The organism is Neisseriaceae bacterium CLB008 (assembly GCA_041228285.1).
Taxonomy (GTDB): Bacteria; Pseudomonadota; Gammaproteobacteria; order Burkholderiales; family Neisseriaceae; genus JAGNPU01.
Genome location: CP166133.1, coordinates 362,926 through 385,555 on the forward strand (window position 1 = coordinate 362,926; position 22,630 = coordinate 385,555).

Sequence of the window (22,630 nt, forward strand, 5' to 3'; positions counted from 1 at the left end):
GCAATCGGCCAGATAGGCGACGATTGCGGCAAGATGTTGAGGCTTACTTTTGAATGAACTCAATTTTATAACCATCAGGATCTTCGATGAAGGCGATGACGGTGGTGCCGTGGTTCATGGGGCCAGCTTCACGCACAACTTTACCGCCTTTGGCACGTGCGGCATCACAAGCCGCAGCGGCGTCAGCCACTTCGATGGCAATGTGGCCGTAGCCGTTGCCTAAGTCATAGTGTTCCGTATCCCAGTTGTGGGTTAGTTCGAGTACGGTGTGGCTGCTTTCGTCACCATAGCCTAGGAAGGCAAGGGTAAAGCGGCCACTGGGGTAGTCTTCTTGGCGCAATAGGCGCATGCCCAGTACGTCTTGGTAAAAGTGAATGGAGCGGTCGAGGTTGCCGACGCGCAACATGGTGTGGAGTAGTCTCATGAGGGTTCCTTGTACTGAGGGGTTGGTGTTGGCTCAGTCATCGAGGCTAAAAAGCGCCAGTTGATGCTGTTTGAGCCATGCCTTCGCGGCTTGGACGTTGGGGGCGTAGGTCGCCACCAGCTGCCAAAACGCCGGGCTATGGTTTAAGTGTACCAGATGGCACAGTTCGTGCACGCAGACGTAGTGGATCACGGCCGTCGGTGCGCCCATCAGGCGCCAGTTGAGGCGGATGGTGCCATCGCTTTTACAGGTGCCCCAGGTGCCGCGGGCATTGCTGAGCTTGATGCTGCTGGGTTGTTTGGGTAGGCCGAGGCTGATGTGGTGTAGCTGAGGGGGTAGGTAAGCTTGGGCGTGCTCACGATAGAGCTGGCGTAGCGCGGCTTTTTGCGTGCTTAACGGTTGGTTTTGCAGGGCTTGACTGAGCCAGATGCAGTTTTGCTCAAGGTCGATGCTGCTTGGTGCATCGGGGTCGGTATGCGCCAGTAGGGGTAAGGCTTGGCCTAAATAATAGAGGGTTTGGGGTAGCTGTGTTGCCGCGGTGTTGGGGCTATTGAGGCTGCGGGCGATGAAGTTCGCGTGACTGTGTAGGAATGCCCGTAGCTGGGCGGTGGTCACGTGCTTGGGGGTGCTGATGTAGAGGGTGCGCTGGCGCAGGCGCAGATAAATGCGGGTTTTGGCTCTATGGCTGACTTTAACCGGCAGTAGCTGCCCGTTAAAGTCATGCATAAAGTCAGCCTTAGCGAGGCTCATGGCGGTTGGCCGCGCGGGCTTTGTCATCAGGGTGGGCGCAAGGGCCGACGCCGCTGATGTCGCTTTGGCGATTTTCAATCCACTCTTCGCATTTGTGCATCAGGACTTCGGCGCCGCCCAGCGTGTGAGGGATGGGTTTGCCAATCACCATGGTGATCAGGCCTGGGTGCTTCATAAAAGAGTTGCGTGGCCAGAATTCGCCGCTGTTGACGGCCACCGGTACGATGTCCATCTCTAGGGTTTTGGCCATGCGGGCCGCACCAAGCTTATAGCGGCCGCGTACGCCAGGGGGGACGCGCGTGCCTTCTGGGAAAATGCTGATCCAGAAGCCTTGTTTTTTACGCTGAGTGCCCTGTTCCAAAATTTGGCGGGTGGCCTTAGCGCGGTCTTTACGGTCGATGGCGATGGGGCTCATCAAGCGCAGGCCCCAACCAAAGACGGGAATCCAAAAGAGTTCGCGTTTGCACACGAATACTTGAGCCGGGAAAGCGATTTGCAAGGCCAAGGTTTCCCATGCTGATTGATGTTTGCAGCAAATGATGGCAGGTTCCGTAGGCACGTTTTCTGCGCCGACGATGGTGTATTTTAGGCCAATCAGCAGCTCTAACAGGCGCACCAAACTTTTGGCGTAGCCGATGCCAATGAGGTGGCGCTTGGGCGCGGGCAGCCAGGCGAACAGAAAAAAGGTTAGGGCAAACAGCACCGTGGTGAGGCACATCACCAGCCAGTAAGCGAGGTTTCTAATCAGAAGCATAGGGGTCCTTAGTCTTGGGGCGCGGCTTCGGGGCTGCATAAATACTCTGCCACCGCCATCAAGTCATCAAAAATTTCGGTGTGTGCGGGCAATTGATCTTGTTCTTTACTCAAGGTTTTTTTGCCCTTGCCGGTTAACACTAAAAAAGGCTTGCCGCCGACGGCGTCGATGGCTTGCAGGTCACGCAGGCTGTCGCCGACCATGACGGTGTTGTGGGCGTCGGCGCCAAAGCGCTCTAGAATGTCTTCAACCAAGCCTGGTTTAGGTTTGCGGCAGTCGCAATGGTCGGCGTTGGTGTGGGGGCAAAACCAAATGCCGTCGATGCGGCCGCTGGCCTGCTGTACCAGGCGATGCATTTTGCTGTGCATGGCGTTTAAGTCGTGCATGCCAAAATAGCCGCGGCCAATGCCCGATTGGTTGGTGGCGATGGCAATGGTGTAGCCAGCCTGAGTCAATAGGGCGATGGCGTCCATGCTGCCGGGCAAGGCTTCCCATTCATCCACGCTTTTGACAAAGTCGTCGCGGTCTTTATTGATGACGCCGTCGCGGTCTAGAATAATCAATTTCATGCTGAGGGCGCCTCATGGGTTTGGGCCTGCTGCCAGGCGGCGTAGGCGGCGTCTATGTGTTGGGCTACTAAATCGTATTGGTGCCAGCTGTCTAAAACGTGGTAGAGCGAAGGCAGTTTTAAGACGTTTAAGGCGCTGTAGTAATCCACCATGTACTGGCCATAGCCTTCTTGCTCGGCATCTTGGTAATAGGCTTGGGTAAAGGCAAGGCCGGTTGGGCTTAAATCATCGCTGAGGAATTGGCCTTCAGCATATTGCAGTAAAAAATCGCGTCCGCTGAGTTCGCGTGCCCGTACCTGAGCTAAAGCATCGGCTAGGTGCTCGCTGAGCACGTCACTTTGCAACTGGTTGATGATGATCCAGGCCAAAAACATGCCAATGTGGGTGCTGGCTTGGGTTTGCGGCAGCTTAGCGGGGAAGTCTTCTTCGTAATGCCATTGGGCACAATCAATCATCATGTGGTTCCTTTGCTTACGTTTAACGGTCAATCTATAAAGAGGGAACCAGCAGCGAGGCCAAAGCCCTGCTGCTGGTTGTGCGGTGGATCAGGCCATGGGGCTTAGTGAGCGGCGTCTAGCTGCGCAATATTGGCCACGGCGTTCAGCGCCTGAGCTAATTGGTTTAATAGGTTTAAACGGTTTTGCTTAAGGGCGGGGTCTGGGTCCATTACCATCACGTCTTCGAAAAAGCCATCTACAGGCGCTTTGAGGCTGGTTAAGGCTGAAAGCGCTTGGGTGTAGGCGTGATCGTTCAGGTGGGCTTGAACCTGAGGCAGAACTTGATCCATGGCCTGCTGTAGCGCTTGCTCGGCCGGTAGGCTGAGTAAGGCTACGTCCACTGAGCCGAGGTCCCCGTCGGTTTTTTTCAATAGGTTTTGCACGCGCTTGTTGGCGCTGGCCAAGGCGGCGGCTTCGGCCAGGGTTTTAAACTCGGTCACCGCCTGTAGTTTGGCGATGAGGGTGTCTAATACTTCAGGCTGCTTGCTCAATACGGCGGCAATCACGTCTTGGCTGTAGTCGTGCTCCAGGAGATGGCCTAGACGCGCCAGCATGAACTCATACACTTTTTCTGCCGTGTCTGCGCTCAGCGTATAGCCTTTGAGGCTGTCTTGAGCGGCTTGGATCAGGCTCTTTAGGTTCAGCGGGCTGCCCAATAGCATGCGTAAGATACCTAAGGCTGAGCGGCGTAGGGCGTAAGGGTCTTTGTCGCCAGTTGGGATGAGGCCGATGCCCCAAATGCCCACTAAGGCTTCTAGCTTGTCGGCTAAGGCCACGGCCGTGGCTTCTTTACTTTGTGGTAAAGCATCGCCGGCAAAGCGCGGTTGGTAATGCTGCTCGATGGCGGCGGCTACAACGGCGTCTTCTTGGTCGTGCTGGGCATAATATTTACCCATAGTGCCTTGAAGCTCTGGGAATTCGCCCACCATGCCGGTAACTAAGTCGGCCTTGGCTAGGGCGGCGGCGCGTTCGGTTTTGGCCACGTCGGCGCCCAGTTGGCCTGCAATGGCCACGGCCAAGGTTTTGATGCGTTCGATTCGCTCAAGCTGAGAGCCTAATTTATTGTGATAAACCACGTTGGCCAGCTTAGGTAGGCGGCTTTCTAGCGGTTGTTTTTGGTCTTGCTCAAAGAAGAAGGCTGCATCTGATAGGCGTGCGCGCAACACCCGTTCATTGCCTTGAATGATGTGGCTAGGATCTTTTGCTTCTAGGTTAGACACCAGTAGGAAGCGGTTGATGAGCTTGCCTTCAGTATTTAATAGTGGGAAATACTTTTGGTTTTGCTGCATGGTCAAGATCAGGCATTCTTGCGGCACGGCCAAGAATTCAGCATCAAAGCCGGCTTCCAATACCACTGGCCATTCAACCAGGGCAGTCACTTCATTGAGTAAGTCAGCATCGGCGGCAATGCTGGCGTTCAGGCCGGCCGCAGCGCTGTTGAGGTGTTGGTTAATTAGGGCGCGACGGGCTTCGAAGCTGGCAATGACCTTGCCTTCTTCATGCATTTGGCGCGCATAGTCTTGGGCTTGAGCAAACACAACGGGCTCGGTGCTCAAGAAGCGGTGGCCTAAGGTCCAGTTTTGGCTGTCTAAGCCTAAGACGCTGCCTGGCACCAGCTGGCTGCCGTGCATGATGACTAAGCCGTGTACAGGGCGCACGAACTGATGGGTAGATGAGCCCCAACGCATGACTTTAGGAATCGGCAGTTTTTTTACCGCCACTTGGATCATGTCGCTGATCAAGGCGGCTAAAGGTTGGCCTGCCTGTAGGAATTCGTAGGCGTAAACGTCTTGTTTGCCATCGTTGACGATGTGTAAGTCGGCCACTTCGGCGCCGCAGGAGCGGGCAAAGCCCAGCAATGCCGGCGTGGGCTGGCCATCTTTCATGGCGGCCTTGGTTGACGGGCCTTTACGCAGCACTTGCTGATCGGCCTGCATGTCTTTGACGTCGTTGATCATCACGGCCAAACGGCGCGGAGAGGCAAAGGCGTGACAGGCTGCATCAGCGTCGATTAGCTGAGCTTTTACTAATTCTTCTTGCAGGCTTTGGGCAAAGCTTGCGCCTAGTTTTTCTAGGGCTTTTGGGGGCAGTTCTTCGGTACGAAGTTCAATCAATAATGTATCTTGCATGATGGTGGCCTACTGAGGATTCTTAATAAGTGGGAAGCCTAAGGCTTCACGACTGTCTACAAACGCCTGCGCAACCTGGCGCGACAAGGTGCGGACACGGCCAATGTAGGTGGCGCGTTCGGTCACCGAAATAGCGCCGCGGGCATCCAATAGGTTGAAGGTGTGGCCGGCTTTTAACACCATTTCGTAGGCGGGGAGGGCCAAGGAGGTGTCGGTGATGGCCAGTAAGCGTTTGGCTTCGGATTCGTAGTGGTTAAACTGCTCTAGCAGCCAAGGCACGTTGGCGTATTCAAAGTTGTAGGTGGATTGTTCCACTTCGTTTTGATGGTAAACGTCGCCGTAGGTCACGGTTTGGCCGTCAGGGGTGTGGGCCCAAACGAGGTCGTAGACGTTTTCAACGCCCTGTAGGTACATGGCCAAGCGCTCAATGCCGTAGGTGATTTCGCCCAATACGGGGCTACAGTCGATGCCGCCTACCTGTTGGAAATAGGTGAATTGGGTGACTTCCATGCCGTTTAGCCAGACTTCCCAGCCCAGACCCCAGGCGCCTAAGGTTGGGTTTTCCCAGTCATCTTCGACGAAGCGGATGTCGTGTTCTAGCGGGGAAATGCCCAATTCACGTAGCGAATCTAGGTACAGTTCTTGAATGTTTTCGGGCGCAGGTTTTAGCGCCACTTGGAATTGGTAGTAATGCTGTAGGCGATTCGGGTTTTCGCCGTAGCGGCCATCGTTAGGGCGACGGCTGGGCTGTACATAGGCAGCAAACCAAGGCTCAGGGCCTAATGCGCGCAAGCAAGTGGCAGGATGGCTGGTGCCGGCGCCGACTTCCATGTCTAGAGGTTGAAGGACCACGCAGCCAATATTGGCCCAATAGGTTTGTAGTTTAAAGATGATTTCTTGAAAAGTGAGCATGGTTTTTGCTTATACGAGCTTAAATAAAAACAACCATTTTACTTGTCTGGGGGGGTCTTGTGTAGTGCTTAAGACAACTATTGCAAATTATGTGCGGATAAATGAAGAAATGCTGGATGAGGCAGGCTTGTGAAAAGCCGTAGGCGAAAAAAAAGCCCGTAATGGGCATTTTTGGTGTTGGCGGAGTGGACGGGACTCGAACCCGCGACCCCCGGCGTGACAGGCCGGTATTCTAACCAACTGAACTACCACTCCATCTCAAAAGGGCTAGTGGTGGGTGATGACGGAGTCGAACCGCCGACATCCTGCTTGTAAGGCAGGCGCTCTACCAACTGAGCTAATCACCCGTGTACTGCTTTGAGGAGGCGAATTAAACCATGTTCGCCTACGCTTGGCAAGCCCTTTTTTAAAGAAATTATTCAGGTCCTTGTAATATAAAGTTTTCTGTATTGATTAAATTGCTTGGTACCCCAATCATCACCAAGATGTCGCCGGGCAGCAGCACGAATTCAGGCGCTGGGTTTTTGATTTTATGGGTGCCGCGGCGAATCAAACGCAGCTGGGTGCGAAATTGGGCGAAGTTTAATTCGGCCAAAGTGCGATTAGCGGCATAGGATTCTTCGCTGATGGCCATGCTTTGAAGTCGATTTTGGCGTGCATTGCTTTCGAGGGTGTCGGGTTCGTCGGTACTGCCTTTGAAAAAGCCCTGTAAGAGCGCATAGCGTTCGGAGCGCACTTCTTTCATGGTGTCGAAAATGCGCTCAAACGGCAGGCCCATATTCATTAAGGTTTGTGAAGCCAGCACTAAAGATACCTCCATGGTGTCGGACACCACGGCTTCGGCGCCATGCTGCAAGAGCTCGTCCATATGGGTTTCATCGGTGCTGCGCACCACGACGGGTAGGGTGGGGTTAACGCTCATGATGGCGGCCAAAATGTGTTCGGCCTCGACGGTGTGGTGCATGGTGACCACGGCCGCCTTGGCGCGTTGGATGCCGGCGGCGATCAGAATGTCTTTACGCTTGGCGTCGCCAAAGGAGACGGCTTCGCCGGCGCTGCGAGCGGCTTGGACGCGGTCTACGTCTAGATCTAGAGCGTAATAGGGAATGTTTTCTTGCTCCAGTAGACGTGCCACGGCCTGGCCAGTGCGGCCATAGCCCAGCATCAGGACATGATCGGTTTTATTCATGTTTTCGACCAAAATGTTTTGTAAGTCAACGGCTTGAGTGTCCCAGTTGGATTTTACCAGCTTGTTGACGATTTTGCTGCTGGCGGCAATTAAGAAGGGCGCAATCAGCATCGAAATCAAGATGGCGGCGATGGCGGCCTGCTCGCTTTCTGGGGTCAACAGCTTGAGCTGGCCGGAAATGGCCAAGAGCACAAAGCCAAACTCACCGCCTTGGGCTAGATAGAGGGCGGTGGTGAGGCTGTCCTTGGTTTTGTATTTAAAGGCTTTGGCGGCAGCAAAGACAATGATGGCTTTGGCGATGACGGCCATGGCCAGTAAGATTAGCACGAGATCAATATTGGCCAGCAGCGCTTGAATGTTGAGCTTCATGCCGACGGTGATGAAGAAAAAGCCTAAAAGCATGTCGCGAAACGGGCGGATGTCTTCTTCTACCTGGTAGCGATAATCGGTTTCGGAAATCAACATGCCGGCCACAAAGGCGCCTAGCGCGAGGGAGAGGCCGGCCAAGTCGGTTAAATAGGCCACGCCCAGGGTGATTAATAAAACGTTGACCATAAAAAGTTCGGACGAACGGATGCGGGCAATGACGTGGAACCAAGGGCTGACCAAGCGTTTGCCGACCACGAACAGTAGGGTCAACACCAAGACCATTTTGCCCAAGGCCATGAGTAAGTCCATCCACATGGTGCTGGAGTGGGTGGCTAAGGCGGGCAATAAAATCATGATGGGGACGACGGCAATATCCTGCATCAACAGCACGCTCATGGTCATCTTACCGTGCTGTTGGCCCAGCTCTACCCGCTCTGAGAGTAGGCGGCTGGCGATGGCGGTCGACGACATGGTGAGGGCGCCGGCCACGGCAAATGCGGTTAAGAACGGGATTTTGGCCAGCATGCTGACCAAAATCAATACCGTCATGGTGAGGCCAACTTGAAGGCCGCCTAAGCCTAATACCATGCGCTTCATGGCTTTGAGCTTGGCTAGGGAGAATTCTAGGCCGATGGTGAACATCAGGAACACAATGCCGATTTCACCGACAAAGTCGGTTTCGGGGGTTTGTGGCACCAGATGTAAAACGCCTGGGCCGGCGATGAAGCCCACGATGAGGTAGCCCATCATGGCAGGAATATTGAGGCGGCGACAAATAAATACGGAAATAACCGCCACCAAGAGTAAAATGACCACAGGGCCGAGGGAGTAATGCATGGCAACCTATTCTTTAACTAGGGTTGGTTTTAATGAATCAAATAAATACAGCTTTAATAAGGACAAAAGGAACGCTGGACAGACTTGTGTCTCTAACGATAGAAGCGCCTATTGATAACGGGCAATCATTTAAAAACCATGCGAAGCGGCATTGATCATTGTATAATCGCGATTATGAATAAATATTGTAACCCCTACTTAACTCAAGCAAAAGAAGTTTTAAGCATTGAGGCTGAAGCTTTAAACCAATTAGCGGAACGGTTGGACGATGAGTTTGTGCGTGCCGTTGATTTGGTGTTGGCCATGAAGGGCCGCTTGGTGGTGACCGGGATGGGTAAATCGGGCCACATCGGCAGCAAAATTGCCGCGACCTTAGCCTCGACCGGCACACCCGCCTTTTTCGTGCATCCAGCGGAGGCCGCTCACGGTGACTTGGGCATGATTTTGGAAGGGGACGTGGTGTTGGCGCTGTCGTATTCTGGCGAGAGCGACGAAGTCATTAATGTGCTGCCTGCGCTGAAGCGTAAGGGGGTGCAGATCATCGCCATGGCGGGCAAGCCACAGTCCACGCTGGCTAAAGAGGCCGATGTGTTTTTAAACAATGCGGTGACGCGAGAAGCCTGTCCTTTAGGGTTGGCTCCGACCAGCAGCACAACGGCCGCCTTGGCTTTGGGCGATGCCTTGGCCGTGGTGCTGATGCAGGCGCGTCGCTTTACCTCTGATGATTTTGCCATGAGCCATCCTGCGGGCAGCTTGGGCAAACGACTATTGGTACGAGTACAGGATTTAATGCACGGCGGCGACGATTTGCCGCAGGTGGGCCTTGGCACCGAACTGAAAAAAGTCGTGGTGATGATGAGCGAAAAAAGCCTCGGCTTTACCGCCGTGGTGGGTGAGGCCGGTGAGGCCGTCGGGATCTTTACCGACGGCGATTTACGTCGCCTGTTTCAAACCCGTGACGATTTAAAAAACATCTTGATTGAAGATGTGATGGCTCGCCAGCCCAAGACCATTCGCGCCGATAAATTAGCCAATGAGGCTTTACATGTGATGCAAAAGAATCGGGTGGGTGGGCTGTTGGCCGTAGACGAACACAATAAATTGGTTGGGGCCTTGAACATGCAGGACTTACTCAGAGCCGGCATTGTTTGACCCGACCTCTAGACTCAAGAAGGAGCAGGACATGCAGAACGTGAATGAGCGGGCACAAAAAATTAAGCTGTTGATTATGGACGTAGACGGCGTGATGACCGACGGTCAAATTTACTTGACCCCTAAAGGTGATGAGTCGAAAGCCTTTCATACCCTAGATGGCTTGGGCCTGAAACTATTGCAGGCCAGCGGCGTGAAAACCGCCATTATGACCGGCCGCGACGCTCAGTGCGTGGCGATTCGCGCCAAGAGCTTAGGGATTAATCACTATATGGCCGGTGTAGACGATAAGCGTGAAGCGTTTGCCCAGCTGTTAGAACAGACCGGCGTGAGCGCACAAGAATGTGCCTATATTGGCGACGACGTGGTGGATTTGCCACCGATGGTGCGCTGTGGTTTGGCTGTGGCCGTGCCCGAAGCGCATGATTTGGTGTTGCAGCACAGCCATTATGTCACCAAGCGCGGCGCTGGTCGTGGCGCTGTGCGTGAGCTGTGTGAGTTGATCATGCAGTCTCAAGGTACGCTGGATGAGGCCTTAGGCGGCTATCTTCTATGATTCCTTTTCGCGCCTCGATAACCTTTCCTGCCGTGCTGATGATCGGCCTGGTGGCGATTAGCTTTTGGTTGAATAATGTGTCGCAGCTAGACGATGCGGCGCCAGAGCTGGACCCGGATGAGCCGCAGTACGTCATGCTTGGCGCCGATGGCAAGCGCTATGACGAGCAAGGCTTAATCAGTGAATCGCTGTTGGCGACCAAGGTATGGCAGTTCCCGCGCAGCGATGAAGTGCATTTTGAAGAGCCTGATGCCGACCTGTATAAAAATGGCGTGCATGAATTTCACGTGGTGGGCGACAGCGCCACGTATAATGACAAAACCAAGAATTTGTTTTTTGATCAAAAAGTGACCTTGACCAAAAGCAAGACAGCAGACAAACCCGCGATGAAAATCATCACCACCGCTTTGACGGTTCAGGTGGATAAAAAAACCGCGGTGACCGCTGCGCCAACCGCCTTTGAGTACGGTCCGTCACACGGAACGACCATTGGCTTTCGTTATGATGGCGAGCGCCAACTATTGAATTTAGACTCTAGGGTAAGGGCAACTTATTATGATAAATAAGCAGTATTTGGGCTGGGCCGCTGCGGCACTGTTGTTGGCTACTGGTCCTGTGTGGGCAGAAAAAGCCGACCGTGAAAAGCCCATTAACATCGAGGCAGACAACGGCATGCTGGATCAGGCTAATCAGCTGACGGTGTTTACCGGTAACGTCTTGATTGTGCAAGGTACGTTGAAAATCACCGGCGCTGAAGTGTCGGTTAAGCAAGATAATCAAGGCAATCAAAACATGGTGAGTAAGGGTAGCCCCACCACCATGCGCCAGAAGCTAGACGATAAAAATGAATACGTGACCGGTCAGGCCAATCAGATTACCTATGACAGCAAAAGCGGCATCGCAGTTTTAACCGGTAACGCTTTGGTGACCCGTGAAGGCGATCGAGTCAAGGGCCACGTGATTACTTATAATACCAATACTGAAATTTACACCGTAAAAGGGGCGGCTGGCGCCAAAAAAGGCGGCCGCGTGAGCGTGATTCTCCAACCTTCTACCACGCAGAAATCAAACTAATATGAGTACAGAACAAAGTGTGTTAACCATCAGCAACCTGCAAAAGTCGTATAAGAAGCGCATGGTGGTCAAAGACGTGTCGATGAGCATTAAAAGTGGGGAAGTGGTGGGTCTCTTGGGGCCGAATGGCGCCGGTAAAACCACCAGCTTCTACATGGTGGTGGGCCTGATTGCGGCCGACGATGGGCACATTGACCTTGATGGTGAAGACTTAACCAGCATGCCGATTCATCTGCGCGCACGCTTGGGCTTAGGCTATTTGCCACAAGAGGCGTCTATTTTTCGTAAAATGACGGTGGCCGAAAACATTCAGGCCATTTTGGAAATCAACGAAAAAGATAAGAAAGTCATCGCCAAAGAGCTAGACCAGCTGTTGGATGATTTGAACGTCAGCCATTTGCGCGACAATAACGCCCTGTCTTTGTCGGGTGGTGAGCGCCGGCGGGTGGAAATCGCCCGAGTATTGGCGACCAAGCCGCGGTTTATTTTATTGGATGAGCCGTTTGCCGGGGTGGACCCGATTGCGGTGATCGACATTCAGAAAATCATTTCTTTCTTGCGTTCGCGCAATATTGGCGTGCTGATCACCGACCACAACGTGCGCGAAACGCTGCGTATTTGTGATCGAGGCTACATCATCAGCGAAGGCAGCGTGTTGGCCGATGGCCTGCCTAATGAGCTGGTGGCCAATGAGCGGGTAAGAGAAGTGTATTTGGGCGAACATTTCGACTATTAAGCTTAGCTGAATTAATGGCGTTTGATCAGAACCTTGGCGTTGGCCAAGGTTTTTGCGTGTTTGAGGGTGATTTAAGGAGGTCTGTATGGCGATTAATTATTTAAGCGGCTATCCCGAGACGCTGCAAGCACAGGTGGCAGAGCTTGCGGCCGCGGGGCGTTTGGGCGAGTATTTGCTCCAGCGCTACCCTGAGCCGCATCTGATGACCACCGACAAGGCTTTGTATCAATACGTCAGCGGCCTGAAAAATCAATACATGCGCCACGCCATGCAGATCAGTAAGGTGCAGTACGACAGTAAGATTCAGGTGATGAAGCATGCTTTGGGCCTACACACGGCCATTTCACGGGTTCAGGGCGGTAAGCTTAAGGCCAAGGCCGAGATTCGGGTGGCGACGCTGTTTAAAGCCGCGCCTGAAGCGTTCTTGAATATGATTGTGGTCCACGAGCTGGCCCACTTAAAAGAAAAAGACCACAACAAGAATTTTTATCAGCTGTGTCGCCACATGGCGCCGGACTATCATCAGTGGGAGCTGGATACCCGAATTTATCTGCTGCATTTAGACACGATTGGGCCGCTTTATGGCGTTGATGAGGGCTAGAGGCGTGGGTCTGGGCTAGGCGCTAGGCCAGATGTGATGGGGATTTGGGTCGTGAGCTTAATTATTTTAGAAAAAGAAAAAGTCTTTGAGATAAGTCTATAAAATGGGGATGGTCATCCTGGTATTTTCAAGGTAAGATGAATCAACAGCTTCAGGTTCATCGCCTGATCTTACCAGACGAAGACATCGTCACTCTAACGGAGGAGCTTTACTATGAACGTAAAAATTACTGGTTTGAACATTGACGTTACTCCCGCGATCAAAGAATACATCAACAGCAAATTAGAGCGCATCACCCGCCATGCTGACAATGTGATTTCGACCACCGTGACCTTATCCATCGATAAAATGAAACAAAAAGCTGAAGTGGATTTGCACCTGGCCGGAAAAAGCCTGCACACAGAGGCCGCTGAAAATGATTTGTATGCGTCTATCGACATCTTAATGGATAAGTTAGACCGCATGGTGTTGAAACATAAGGAAATGAGCACCAACCACCGCGCCACCCCAAGCGGTCGTGAAGCTGGTGTGACCGAATAAACTTTTAGTCAGTCAAAAGAAAAGCCGCTCATCGAGCGGCTTTTTTGTGGCCATTTGAATTAACGAGACGGTTTGTCTTCTTGGAACACAATCCGTGACAAGGCCCATTTGGGTGCGCTGGCGCTTTGGTCAGGATTGGCCTTTACTTCAATGGCGTAGGCGGCGACTTTGGCGTCGGGCGTGAAGTTGGCGATCTTGCCGCTGGTGGCCTGCCATGGGCCGTCGGCAGTGGCTTTAACCTCAATCACGCCAGGGCTGACGGCGCGCACCAAGAAGGTGGTGTGGCCGCTGTCAGCGGGTAAGGCGCTGCTGGCAGGGGGGATAGGGGGGACGCCAGAGATTGGTTTTTTGGCCGCATCTTTAGGCATGGCCTGTTTTTTAAAGGCAAACTTGTCGTCAGAGCCTTCGTTGATGACGAGAAATTGACCGTCTAGGCTTTGGGTGAACTCAGGCTGATTGCTCATGGCCTTCAAAAAGGCTGCTTCGAGCGCCATTTGGTCGTCGGCACACATCATGCGCGTGGTGGCGATGTTGCTTTCCCCTTTTTCATTAGGCTGCATGGTGTAGCGGTTACAGCCAGAAAAGCCATTGATGCCTTTTTCTGTAAAGGTAATGGTGGGGGCCTGAGCGGCATTTTTTGTGGTGGGCTCAACCATGATCCAGCTGGTGTTGTTTAGCGTGCTGGCGGCTTGGACCATAGAACAAGATAGACCGAGTAATAAAAATAGTTTTTTCATCGTCAGATTCCTTTGTGTAATGTGATAGACACGTTAACATCATCGTTTAAATGAGTCTTAACCTACCTGTGTTTTAGAGAAACGATGGCCACAGAAAGTTCATTTTAAACATAAAACATATATATCTGCTAATTATATTTCATAATAAAAGGCTTATTCTTGAAAGGCTTAGGCGATTGTGGCGACAAGGGCAACTGAGTTGATGGCGGCAAAGGGGCGTGGGTGGTGCTAACAGGGCAGTGTGTAGTGGACTGGCCCCATCTAAATGGTGATGGGGCATGAGCGACGGGGTTTATTGATTTTTAAGTAACAGCTTCAGCTCTTCCACGTTTTGTGGCATGCCGTTGTCGCAAAATAATTTACGCATGGGGTGGCGTATGCTGTCTATGGAGCCAATGTCTATCCATTGCGGATTTTTATTGGCCGACCAAGTTTGGTTAAACGTATTGCCAAAGGCATAGGCTTTATAGCTGCGCTCTTTACAGTTGAGGGCTTCTACGCTGAGGTTATCGACCTTTTTGGAGCGCGGCTGAATGTTCAACACATAGCGGATGGTGCCGTCACCGGGCACGGCGAGGCTATCCCAGAGTAATGAGGGTACGGTGGGGGCTGTTTTGGTGGTATAGACGTCGACCCAGAGGGCGCTGTCTTTGGTGTCGGGGTAGGCGGGCAAGTCGATTTCGGCTTCCTGTATCGCTTTGGCGACAGGCGCTTGATAGTGCCAATTAAGGCCATCGCTTTCGGCCATGGCCAGACTGCTGCAAGCCAAGAGTGTCCAGGCTAATTTTTTCATGGGGTTCCTAGCGGTTATCATCAATCATTTAATAAGGGTTTGTGCTTTCATTGTACGCTGAAAAGGATGAGATTTTAAAGTCTTGATCGTTTCAATAAGGGATAAATGGGCAAAGACCGTGCGCCTTTGCTAGAATACGGACATTGCGATGGAAAGAGCGACCATGAATATTACCGAAACCTTAGATGTAAAAGGGCTTAACTGCCCCATGCCTATTTTAAAGGCCAAAAAAGCCTTGGCAAAAATGGCCGCCGGCGAGGTGTTGGCCGTTTTGGCCACGGATAAAGGTGCGCCCGTCGATTTTGAGGCGTTTTGCCGTCAAACGGGCCACGTTTTGCTGCTTTCTGATGAGCCAGAGGCGGGGCTGTATCGAATGGTTGTACAACATAAATAACGAATAAATCTTAAAGGAACCTCATGCAAGTTTTGGAACTGCTTCAGCCAGACGACATGCACCTACACGTGCGTGATGGTGCGGCCTTAGCCGCCGTTGTGCCCTATACTGCACGCCAAATGGGTCGGGCGGTGATCATGCCTAATTTGGCTTTGCCGGTCACCACCGTGGCCATGGCTCAGGCCTATGAGGCCAAAATCAAGGCCGCCGTACCAGCGGGCAATGGCTTTACGCCGCTGATGACTTTGTATTTAACCGATAAAACCACGCCCGCTATGGTGAAAGAAGCCAAAGCCGCCGGCATTGTGGCTTTTAAGCTGTATCCTGCGGGCGCCACCACTAACTCGGCTTCGGGCGTGACGGATCTATTCAAGCTACTGCCGGTTTTAGAGACGATGGCCGAAGAGGGCGTGTTGTTCTTGGTACACGGGGAAGTGACCGATGCTGACGTGGATATCTTTGACCGCGAAGCGGTGTTCATCGATCGCGTGCTGTTGCCGATTTTGGCCAAGGTGCCAACTTTAAAAGTTGTGTTTGAACACATTACGACTTCTGATGCAGCGGATTTGGTACAAGGTGCAGGCGACAACGTGGCCGCCAGCGTAACCCCGCAACACCTTTTACTCAACCGTAACGATTTACTGGTGGGGGGGGTGAAGCCTCATCATTATTGCCTGCCGGTATTGAAGCGTGAAAGCCATCGCCAAGGTTTGCTCGCTGCCGTGAGCGGCCCAATGGCGCACAAGTTTTTCTTGGGCACCGACAGTGCACCGCATCCGCAAGGCGCCAAGGAAAGTGCTTGTGGTTGTGCGGGTATGTTCAGTGCCCACGCGGCTTTAGAGCTGTATGCCGAAGCGTTTGAGCGTATTGGCGCCCTGGATAAACTCGAAGCATTTGCCAGCAAAAACGGCGCGCGTTTTTACGGTCTGCCAGAAAACACCCGTACCGTGAAGCTGATCAAACAGCCGCAGGAGATCGTGCCCAGTTTGCCTTTTGGTGATGGCCAAGTGTTGATTCCGATGCGTGCCGGCGGTCAGACGGACTGGACGTTTGTCGCCGAATAATTATTTTTTGGTTTTCGGGAATAACGAAAATTAAAAAATACAGGCGCTTAAAAGTCAGTATAATGCGAATGGTTGGCATTTCGCCTTCGGGCGAATGCCCGTCTTTCGATCATCTAGCAGGTAAAGTACACACATTATGAATCCACAAGAATTACGGGCCAGTACGGCCTTGGCAGGCGTGTATGCCTTAAGAATGCTGGGCATGTTTTTGATTTTGCCGGTGTTTGCCCTGTATGCGCAGACCATGGAAGGTGGGCTTGATCCCCGCTGGGTGGGTTTGGCGTTTGGTGCCTATGGCCTGACTCAGGCCTTGTTGCAGCTGCCTTTGGGTATGGCTTCCGATAAGTTTGGGCGTAAGCGGGTGATTTACCTCGGCCTCTTGGTGTTTGCATTGGGTAGTTTTATGGCTGCCTATGCCGACAATATCTATCTCTTGGCGTTGGGGCGTGCGATTCAGGGCGCGGGCGCCGTGAGTGCAGCGGTGACGGCGCTATTGGCCGACCTGACTCGTGATGAAGTACGTACCCGTGCCATGGCCATGATTGGTCTGAGCATTGGGGTGACGTTTGCCGTGAGCCTGGTGCTGGGCCCGCTGTTGGCCGGTATTATCGGCGTCAACGGTATTTTTGCCCTAACCGGGGTGTTGACCTTATTGGCCATGGTGACCGTACACTATATGGTGCCAAATCCAAGGGTGAGTAAAGTACACGCCGATGCCCAGGCAACCACCTCCTCGTTGCCCTTGGTGTTAAAAAATAGCCAATTATTGCGTTTGAATTTTGGGGTGTTTGCTTTACACTGTGCGCAAATGTTGCTGTTTTTATCTTTGCCCTTGGCGCTGGAAGGCTTAGGCTTACCCCGGACCCAGCATTGGTATATTTACCTGCCGGTGGTGGTGTTGGGCCTAGTGTTGATGGTGCCAGCGATTATTGTGGGTGAGAAAAAAGGCAAATTGAAGCAGATATTTGTGTTGGCCATTGCCTTAATGGTGGTGGCGCAGCTTGGCCTATCGTTCTCGCTACACAGCTTGCTGGCCATTTTCTTGGCGCTGATGTTTTACTTTGTGGGCTTTAATATTTTAGAGGCTTCGTTGCCGTCTATGATTTCTAAAATTGCCCCGACGCACGCTAAGGGCACGGCCATTGGCGTATTTAACACCACCCAGTCGTTGGGCCTCTTTGTGGGCGCATCGTTGAGTGGGTTTATTTCGCAACAGTACGGTTTTTTTGGAATTTTTACCTTCTGTACCGTACTGATGGTGCTCTGGCTGCTGCTGGCAGCGACGGCGCCTGCGCCTAAGCCGGTTAAGAACGTGGTGTTTACCTTGCCCGAGGCGTGGACCAACCAATGGCCACAGCTGCGTGCGAAACTGATTGATTTATCTGGCGTTGTTGAAGCAGAATGTAGCGACGACGGCAGTGTTTTATATTTAAAAGTATTGCAACAAGGCTACGATGCTGATGTAATACAAGCCATACTTTCAGGAGATTAATGATGTCTGTAAATAAAGTAATATTGATGGGAAACTTAGGACGTGACCCTGAAGTGCGTTACATGCCTAATGGCGACCCAGTGGCCAACTTCTCGATCGCCACCAGCGAACAGTGGCGTGACAAAAGCGGTGAGCGCGTGACCCGTACCGAATGGCACAACATTACCCTGTACCGCCGTTTGGCCGAAATTGCAGGCCAATACCTGAAAAAAGGCAGCATGGTCTACATTGAAGGCCGTATTCAAAGCCGTAAATACACCGGTAAAGACGGTGCTGAGCGCACGGCTTACGACATCATCGGCAGCGAAATGAAAATGGTCGGCGGCCGTTCTGACAATGCTGGCGGCGGTGATCAAGGCGGCTACTCACAAGAGCAGTATGCCCCACAAAATGATTACCAATCTGCGCCTGCCGCGCCTAGTGCACCTCCAGCGGCCCCGCGTCGCATGGAAAGCAAGCCTGCGCCTGTGATGGATGATTTAGACGACGACATTCCGTTTTAAGTTGACGGTGCGCCTTAGCCCAAAAAACGAGTCGTTGCGGCTCGTTTTTTATGCCCGAGCTTGATGTGGGCCTAGGCCTGGGTCAAAAGAAGTCACTAAGGGTAATAATAATGATTGATTTTACCCTCCGATTTGGTAAAATAAGCACATAACATTTGCAAGCCGCCATTCTGAATTTGGCGGCTTGCGTTTTTATTATTTACTTACGCAATGACGTAAGTTGGAGAAAGCATCATGCAAAAATACCCTTTAACCGTTCATGGCGCTGAGTTATTGAAAGCGGAATTACAGCAATTAAAAAGCGTGGAGCGCCCAGCGGTGATCGAGGCGATTGCTGAAGCCCGCTCTCATGGCGACCTGTCTGAAAACGCTGAGTACGAAGCAGCCAAAGAGCGTCAAGGTTTTGTGGAAGGCCGCATCGCCGATTTAGAAGGTAAATTGTCGAATGCGCAGATCATCAACCCTGCCGAATTAGATGTGGATGGCCGCATCGTGTTCGGCGCCACGGTTGAATTGATGGATTGCGAAAGCGAAGCCACGGTACGCTACCAAATTGTCGGCGATGATGAAGCCGACATCAAGGTGGGTAAAGTATCGGTGGGCTCACCCATTGCACGCGCCTTGATCGGTAAAGAAGAGGGCGACGTTGCTGAAGTGCAGGCTCCTGGTGGCATACGTGAATACGAAGTGCTGCGTGTAGAATACATTTAAGACATCATCAGGCAATCTTTAAAAGGTTGCCTGATTGCTTTTGGGCCGCATCGGCCGCAGTAACACAACAATAGGATTCCTTATGTTGGCAAAAATCAGAAGTTTGGCCGTAGTGGCCTGGGTTGGGGCTTTATGGTTTGCAGGCTATGTGGCCGCACCGGTTTTGTTTCGTCTGCTGCCGAAGATGACGGCGGGCAATGTGGCTGGCCGCCTGTTTGAGATCATTGCCTATATGGGCATGGTGTGCGCGGCCATTCTGTTGTTATTCGGTTTATTTGAAGCAGGCGGGAAGTTATTTAAAACGGCTTACTTTAAATTAGTCTTGGCTATGTTATTGTGTGTGCTGTTGAACCATTTTGGCGTCACCCCCATCATCGAAGCGCTGAAGTTTAACTACAGCCACGTGGTGCTACAAACGGTGGGGGGCAGCTTTGGGATGTGGCACGGCGTGTCTAGCGTGATTTATTTGATTACCAGCCTGTTGGGCGTGTTTTTGGTGTGGCACTGCACCCAAACGCCCTGTCAGAAATAGCCTTAACGGGCGTTGGCGACAAAAAAACAGGCAACTTGCCATGGTGCAAGTTGCCTGAGCGTTTGTTTGAGGCTTAAGCTTCAGCTGGTTTTGGACGCCAAATCACCAATAATTTACCGATGTGTTGAACTGGTGCCGCGTTTAGCTGGTCACATAGGGCGTCATAGATTTCGACGCGCGGTTCACGTTCATCGCCTAAGACGCGGATTTTAATTAATTCGTGGGCGCTTAGCGTCGCATCAACTTCTTTAAGTACGGCTTCGGTTAAGCCATGCTGACCAATCATCACAACAGGTTGGATGTGGTGGGCTTGTTGTTTCAGAGCCTGACGCTCTTTGGGGGTTAAATCAATCTTCATTATAATGGGTGTCTATGTTCTGGATTACTAAAAGATAAATTGTACTTTAAATTTGTTGTGTTGGGGAATTGAATCGTGCATTCGGTTCTATAAAGTGTGACGAGCATGCCAATCTGTCACACATCATTATTAAGTTTGTGAGTAAGTCATGGCCATTAAATCAAAATCGTCCAAGTTATGGATTAACGAACATGTGAACGACCATTATGTGCACATGGCAAAAAAAGACGGCTATCGGGCTAGAGCGGCCTATAAGTTGTTGGAAATAAATGAAAAAGATAAATTGATCTATCCGGGCATTGTGCTGGCCGACTTAGGCAGCGCCCCCGGTAGCTGGAGCCAAGTAGCGGCGAAAATCGTGGGTGGCAACGGCCAGGTGTTTGCGTTGGATATTTTGCCGATGGATCCGCTTGAGAACGTAACCTTTATTCAGGGCGACTTTCGTGAAGAAACGGTTTTAAATGAATTTGAGTCTTTACTACAAAATCGTCCCTTAGACCTTGTAATTTCGGACATTGCCCCAAATATGACTGGTAACGCCGTAACGGACCAAGCCCGCAGTTTCTATTTGGCCGAGCTGGCCTTGGATTTTGCCTGTCAAAACTTAAAAGAGGGTGGGCATTTTCTCATCAAAGTCTTCCAAGGTGCAGGCTATCAAGAGTATCTAACGGCCATGAGGTCAGCATTTGAACAAGTTTTGGTACGCAAACCAAAAGCGTCGCGCGATCGCTCTAATGAAATTTATTTATTGGGCAAAAAATTGCGCTGACAATTATACGGCTTGCGTTTACAATCTATTAATCAGTAAAAAAATATTGGGAGCCTCGCGCTGTGGGTAATACCTTTAAAAATCTCTTAGTATGGCTGGTGTTCGCGGTCATCTTAATGACGGCATTCAATAGCTTAAACAAAAGTAAAGATGAAACTAAGCAAATTGAATATTCACAATTCATTACCAGCGTGACCGCAGGTGAAGTCGCCAGTGTGAATGTGGAAGGCTCTGTGGTGAGCGGCTATGTCATTAAAGGCAAGCGCACAGACGAAACCGACTTCTTTACCAATGCGCCTCTAGACGACCAATTGATTCCGCTTTTGTTGGAAAAAAATGTGCGTTTAAAAGTGACGCCTGAAGAAAAACCAAGCATGTTGGGCAGTATTTTGATCAGCATGCTGCCGGTACTGTTGTTGATTGGTGTGTGGATTTACTTCATGCGTCAAATGCAAGGCGGTGGCGGTGGTGGTAAGGGCGGCGCGTTTTCTTTCGGGAAAAGTAAAGCCAAACTGTTGGATAAAGACGCTAATCAGGTGACGTTTGCCGATGTGGCAGGCTGTGATGAAGCCAAAGAAGAAGTGTCTGAAATTGTGGAATACCTAAAAGAGCCTTCACGCTATCAAAGCTTGGGTGGCCGCGTGCCGCGCGGCGTGCTGTTGGCAGGTAGCCCTGGTACCGGTAAAACCCTATTGGCTAAAGCCATTGCGGGCGAAGCCAAAGTACCCTTTTTCAGCATCTCAGGTTCTGACTTCGTGGAGATGTTTGTCGGCGTGGGTGCGTCCCGCGTACGCGACATGTTCGAACAAGCCAAGAAAAACGCACCGTGCATCATCTTTATTGACGAGATCGACGCCGTTGGCCGTCAGCGTGGCGCTGGCGTAGGCGGCGGTAACGACGAACGCGAACAAACCTTAAACCAATTATTGGTTGAGATGGATGGTTTTGAAAGCAATACCACGGTGATCGTGATTGCCGCAACCAACCGTCCTGACGTACTGGACCCTGCCTTGCAACGTCCTGGTCGTTTTGACCGTCAAGTCGTGGTGCCCCTACCGGACATTCGTGGTCGTGAGCAAATTCTGAATGTGCACATGCGTAAAGTGCCTTTGGATAAATCGGTGGATGCCCAAACCTTGGCTCGCGGTACGCCAGGCTTCAGCGGCGCTGACTTGGCTAACTTGGTAAACGAAGCGGCTTTGTTTGCGGCGCGCCGCAATAAGCGCTTAGTCGACCAAAGTGATTTTGAAGAAGCCAAAGACAAAATCTTTATGGGTCCTGAACGTCGCTCAATGGTGATGCATGAAGACGAACGCTTGGCGACAGCCTATCATGAATCGGGTCACGCCATTGTGGCCAGCCTATTGCCTGGCACCGACCCGGTACACAAAGTGACCATCATGCCGCGTGGCCGAGCCTTAGGCTTGACCTGGCAGCTGCCTGAGCGTGACCGCATCAGCATGTACGAAGACCAAATGTTGCATCAGCTGTCTATTCTGTTCGGTGGCCGTATTGCCGAAGACATTTTTGTCGGCAAGGTATCGACCGGTGCGTCTAATGACTTTGAGCGTGCGACCAGCATTGCGCGCGACATGGTGACTCGCTACGGTATGTCTAAGAAATTAGGCCCTATGGTGTACGCTGAAAACGAAGGCGAAGTGTTCTTAGGCCGTTCGATGACCAGCAGCAAAAACCTGTCTGAAGCGACCATGCAGCAAGTGGATGCAGAAATTCGCCGCATCATTGATGAGCAATACGCTCTGGCCTATAAGCTATTAGATGAAAACCGTGACAAAGTGGAAGTGATGACCAAAGCCTTGATGGATTGGGAAACCATTGACGCCGATCAGGTGAAAGAAATCATGGCCGGTCAACAGCCTAGCTTGCCTAAAGACTATAGCCACAACGTGAAAAGCGATGATGAAGTCGCCGCTGAAGCGGCTGCGGCTCAAGCTTTGGCCAATGCCCCAGAAGCCTCTGATGAAGAAGCGCCTGTGGTGGCTCAAGCAGCTGAAACCTCAGCAGAGCCTTCGGTAGCCGATTCGTTTAAGCAAGACGCTGCGGTGGAGGCCAAGGCAGACGAAGCCGTGACCGCTGATGAGTCAACGGATAAAGGCGCGGATAAAGACGGCGCTGCTAAATCCTAAGTTGAAGATGTGAGACAAAGGCAGCCTGAGGCTGCCTTTCT

At 51.8% G+C, this 22,630-nt stretch carries 26 protein-coding genes and 2 tRNA genes; 15 read left to right on the forward strand and 13 right to left on the reverse strand.

Going from position 1 to position 22,630, the window contains the following annotated elements; genetic code table 11:
- Positions 1–43: 43 nt before the first annotated feature.
- The 10 genes from gloA to AB8Q18_01655 all read right to left on the reverse strand — a co-directional run bounded on the left by gloA (position 44) and on the right by AB8Q18_01655 (position 8,430).
- Positions 44–424 (reverse strand): lactoylglutathione lyase, encoded by a 381-nt coding sequence (gene gloA / locus AB8Q18_01610; GenBank protein ID XDZ51769.1) that lies wholly within the window; start codon positions 422–424, stop codon positions 44–46.
- 33 nt (positions 425–457) lie between these two features.
- A complete protein-coding gene (locus AB8Q18_01615) occupies positions 458–1,150 on the reverse strand; it encodes a M48 family metallopeptidase (GenBank protein ID XDZ51770.1) in 693 nt (230 codons plus the stop codon).
- Between the two features lie 10 nt (positions 1,151–1,160).
- Positions 1,161–1,928 (reverse strand): lysophospholipid acyltransferase family protein, encoded by a 768-nt coding sequence (locus AB8Q18_01620; GenBank protein XDZ51771.1) that lies wholly within the window; start codon positions 1,926–1,928, stop codon positions 1,161–1,163.
- A gap of 8 nt (positions 1,929–1,936) precedes the next feature.
- Positions 1,937–2,497 (reverse strand): D-glycero-beta-D-manno-heptose 1,7-bisphosphate 7-phosphatase, encoded by a 561-nt coding sequence (gene gmhB, locus AB8Q18_01625; GenBank protein ID XDZ51772.1) that lies wholly within the window; start codon positions 2,495–2,497, stop codon positions 1,937–1,939.
- Positions 2,494–2,955 (reverse strand): hypothetical protein, encoded by a 462-nt coding sequence (locus AB8Q18_01630; GenBank protein ID XDZ51773.1) that lies wholly within the window; start codon positions 2,953–2,955, stop codon positions 2,494–2,496. Before AB8Q18_01630 ends, gmhB begins: the two co-directional genes overlap by 4 nt.
- Before the next feature lie 101 nt (positions 2,956–3,056).
- Positions 3,057–5,123 (reverse strand): glycine--tRNA ligase subunit beta, encoded by a 2,067-nt coding sequence (gene glyS, locus AB8Q18_01635; GenBank protein ID XDZ51774.1) that lies wholly within the window; start codon positions 5,121–5,123, stop codon positions 3,057–3,059.
- A gap of 9 nt (positions 5,124–5,132) precedes the next feature.
- On the reverse strand, positions 5,133–6,035 hold the full coding sequence (gene glyQ / locus AB8Q18_01640; protein XDZ51775.1) for a glycine--tRNA ligase subunit alpha: 903 nt from the start codon (positions 6,033–6,035) through the stop codon (positions 5,133–5,135).
- Positions 6,036–6,213: 178 nt separating this feature from the next.
- Positions 6,214–6,290 (reverse strand) — tRNA-Asp (locus AB8Q18_01645).
- 16 nt (positions 6,291–6,306) lie between these two features.
- Positions 6,307–6,382, reverse strand: a tRNA-Val gene (locus AB8Q18_01650).
- Between the two features lie 68 nt (positions 6,383–6,450).
- Entirely contained in the window at positions 6,451–8,430 is a 1,980-nt protein-coding gene (locus AB8Q18_01655; GenBank protein ID XDZ51776.1) for a cation:proton antiporter, read from the reverse strand.
- A gap of 174 nt (positions 8,431–8,604) precedes the next feature.
- Between AB8Q18_01655 and AB8Q18_01660 the strand changes: the two genes are divergently transcribed.
- The 7 genes from AB8Q18_01660 to raiA all read left to right on the forward strand — a co-directional run bounded on the left by AB8Q18_01660 (position 8,605) and on the right by raiA (position 13,089).
- Positions 8,605–9,582, forward strand: coding sequence for an SIS domain-containing protein (locus AB8Q18_01660; protein ID XDZ51777.1), 978 nt, complete (start codon positions 8,605–8,607; stop codon positions 9,580–9,582).
- 31 nt (positions 9,583–9,613) lie between these two features.
- Positions 9,614–10,138 (forward strand): KdsC family phosphatase, encoded by a 525-nt coding sequence (locus AB8Q18_01665; GenBank protein XDZ51778.1) that lies wholly within the window; start codon positions 9,614–9,616, stop codon positions 10,136–10,138.
- The gene (gene lptC, locus AB8Q18_01670; protein ID XDZ51779.1) at positions 10,135–10,704 is read left to right on the forward strand and encodes an LPS export ABC transporter periplasmic protein LptC; all 570 of its coding nucleotides are present in this window, start codon (positions 10,135–10,137) and stop codon (positions 10,702–10,704) included. The genes AB8Q18_01665 and lptC overlap by 4 nt, the downstream gene beginning before the upstream one ends.
- Complete coding sequence (gene lptA / locus AB8Q18_01675) at positions 10,694–11,212, forward strand: lipopolysaccharide transport periplasmic protein LptA (GenBank protein XDZ51780.1); 519 nt, start codon at positions 10,694–10,696, stop codon at positions 11,210–11,212. Before lptC ends, lptA begins: the two co-directional genes overlap by 11 nt.
- Position 11,213: 1 nt before the next feature.
- Positions 11,214–11,948: an LPS export ABC transporter ATP-binding protein gene (gene lptB, locus AB8Q18_01680; GenBank protein XDZ51781.1), complete on the forward strand. Its 735-nt coding sequence runs from the start codon at positions 11,214–11,216 to the stop codon at positions 11,946–11,948.
- Between the two features lie 85 nt (positions 11,949–12,033).
- Positions 12,034–12,549 carry a YgjP-like metallopeptidase domain-containing protein gene (locus tag AB8Q18_01685; protein ID XDZ51782.1) on the forward strand — a complete coding sequence of 172 codons (516 nt, stop codon included), beginning with the start codon at positions 12,034–12,036 and terminating at the stop codon, positions 12,547–12,549.
- Between the two features lie 213 nt (positions 12,550–12,762).
- Positions 12,763–13,089, forward strand: a complete 327-nt coding sequence (gene raiA, locus AB8Q18_01690; protein ID XDZ51783.1) for a ribosome-associated translation inhibitor RaiA — start codon at positions 12,763–12,765, stop codon at positions 13,087–13,089.
- Between the two features lie 59 nt (positions 13,090–13,148).
- Here raiA and AB8Q18_01695 read toward each other — a convergent pair whose 3' ends face one another.
- Both AB8Q18_01695 and AB8Q18_01700 read right to left on the reverse strand, forming a co-directional pair.
- On the reverse strand, positions 13,149–13,826 hold the full coding sequence (locus AB8Q18_01695) for an META domain-containing protein (protein XDZ51784.1): 678 nt from the start codon (positions 13,824–13,826) through the stop codon (positions 13,149–13,151).
- 292 nt (positions 13,827–14,118) lie between these two features.
- A complete protein-coding gene (locus tag AB8Q18_01700; GenBank protein ID XDZ51785.1) occupies positions 14,119–14,619 on the reverse strand; it encodes a CNP1-like family protein in 501 nt (166 codons plus the stop codon).
- 163 nt (positions 14,620–14,782) lie between these two features.
- Here AB8Q18_01700 and AB8Q18_01705 point away from each other — a divergent pair, with 163 nt between their 5' ends.
- From AB8Q18_01705 to AB8Q18_01730, 6 genes are all read left to right on the forward strand, one after another.
- Positions 14,783–15,013, forward strand: a complete 231-nt coding sequence (locus tag AB8Q18_01705) for a sulfurtransferase TusA family protein (protein XDZ51786.1) — start codon at positions 14,783–14,785, stop codon at positions 15,011–15,013.
- Positions 15,014–15,036: 23 nt separating this feature from the next.
- Positions 15,037–16,077, forward strand: a complete 1,041-nt coding sequence (pyrC, locus tag AB8Q18_01710) for a dihydroorotase (GenBank protein XDZ51787.1) — start codon at positions 15,037–15,039, stop codon at positions 16,075–16,077.
- A 136-nt stretch (positions 16,078–16,213) separates the two neighbouring features.
- On the forward strand, positions 16,214–17,569 hold the full coding sequence (locus tag AB8Q18_01715) for an MFS transporter (GenBank protein ID XDZ51788.1): 1,356 nt from the start codon (positions 16,214–16,216) through the stop codon (positions 17,567–17,569).
- Positions 17,570–17,571: 2 nt separating this feature from the next.
- Positions 17,572–18,072: a single-stranded DNA-binding protein gene (locus AB8Q18_01720; GenBank protein ID XDZ52885.1), complete on the forward strand. Its 501-nt coding sequence runs from the start codon at positions 17,572–17,574 to the stop codon at positions 18,070–18,072.
- 234 nt (positions 18,073–18,306) lie between these two features.
- Positions 18,307–18,783, forward strand: a complete 477-nt coding sequence (gene greA, locus AB8Q18_01725) for a transcription elongation factor GreA (GenBank protein XDZ51789.1) — start codon at positions 18,307–18,309, stop codon at positions 18,781–18,783.
- Positions 18,784–18,865: 82 nt separating this feature from the next.
- Positions 18,866–19,315 (forward strand): DUF4149 domain-containing protein, encoded by a 450-nt coding sequence (locus AB8Q18_01730; GenBank protein ID XDZ51790.1) that lies wholly within the window; start codon positions 18,866–18,868, stop codon positions 19,313–19,315.
- Positions 19,316–19,388: 73 nt separating this feature from the next.
- On the opposite strand, the gene yhbY is transcribed toward AB8Q18_01730, so the two are convergent.
- Positions 19,389–19,673, reverse strand: coding sequence for a ribosome assembly RNA-binding protein YhbY (gene yhbY, locus AB8Q18_01735; GenBank protein ID XDZ51791.1), 285 nt, complete (start codon positions 19,671–19,673; stop codon positions 19,389–19,391).
- A gap of 148 nt (positions 19,674–19,821) precedes the next feature.
- Here yhbY and AB8Q18_01740 point away from each other — a divergent pair, with 148 nt between their 5' ends.
- The gene (locus AB8Q18_01740) at positions 19,822–20,442 is read left to right on the forward strand and encodes an RlmE family RNA methyltransferase (GenBank protein ID XDZ51792.1); all 621 of its coding nucleotides are present in this window, start codon (positions 19,822–19,824) and stop codon (positions 20,440–20,442) included.
- A gap of 62 nt (positions 20,443–20,504) precedes the next feature.
- Complete coding sequence (gene ftsH / locus AB8Q18_01745; GenBank protein ID XDZ51793.1) at positions 20,505–22,589, forward strand: ATP-dependent zinc metalloprotease FtsH; 2,085 nt, start codon at positions 20,505–20,507, stop codon at positions 22,587–22,589.
- Positions 22,590–22,630 lie beyond the last annotated feature (41 nt).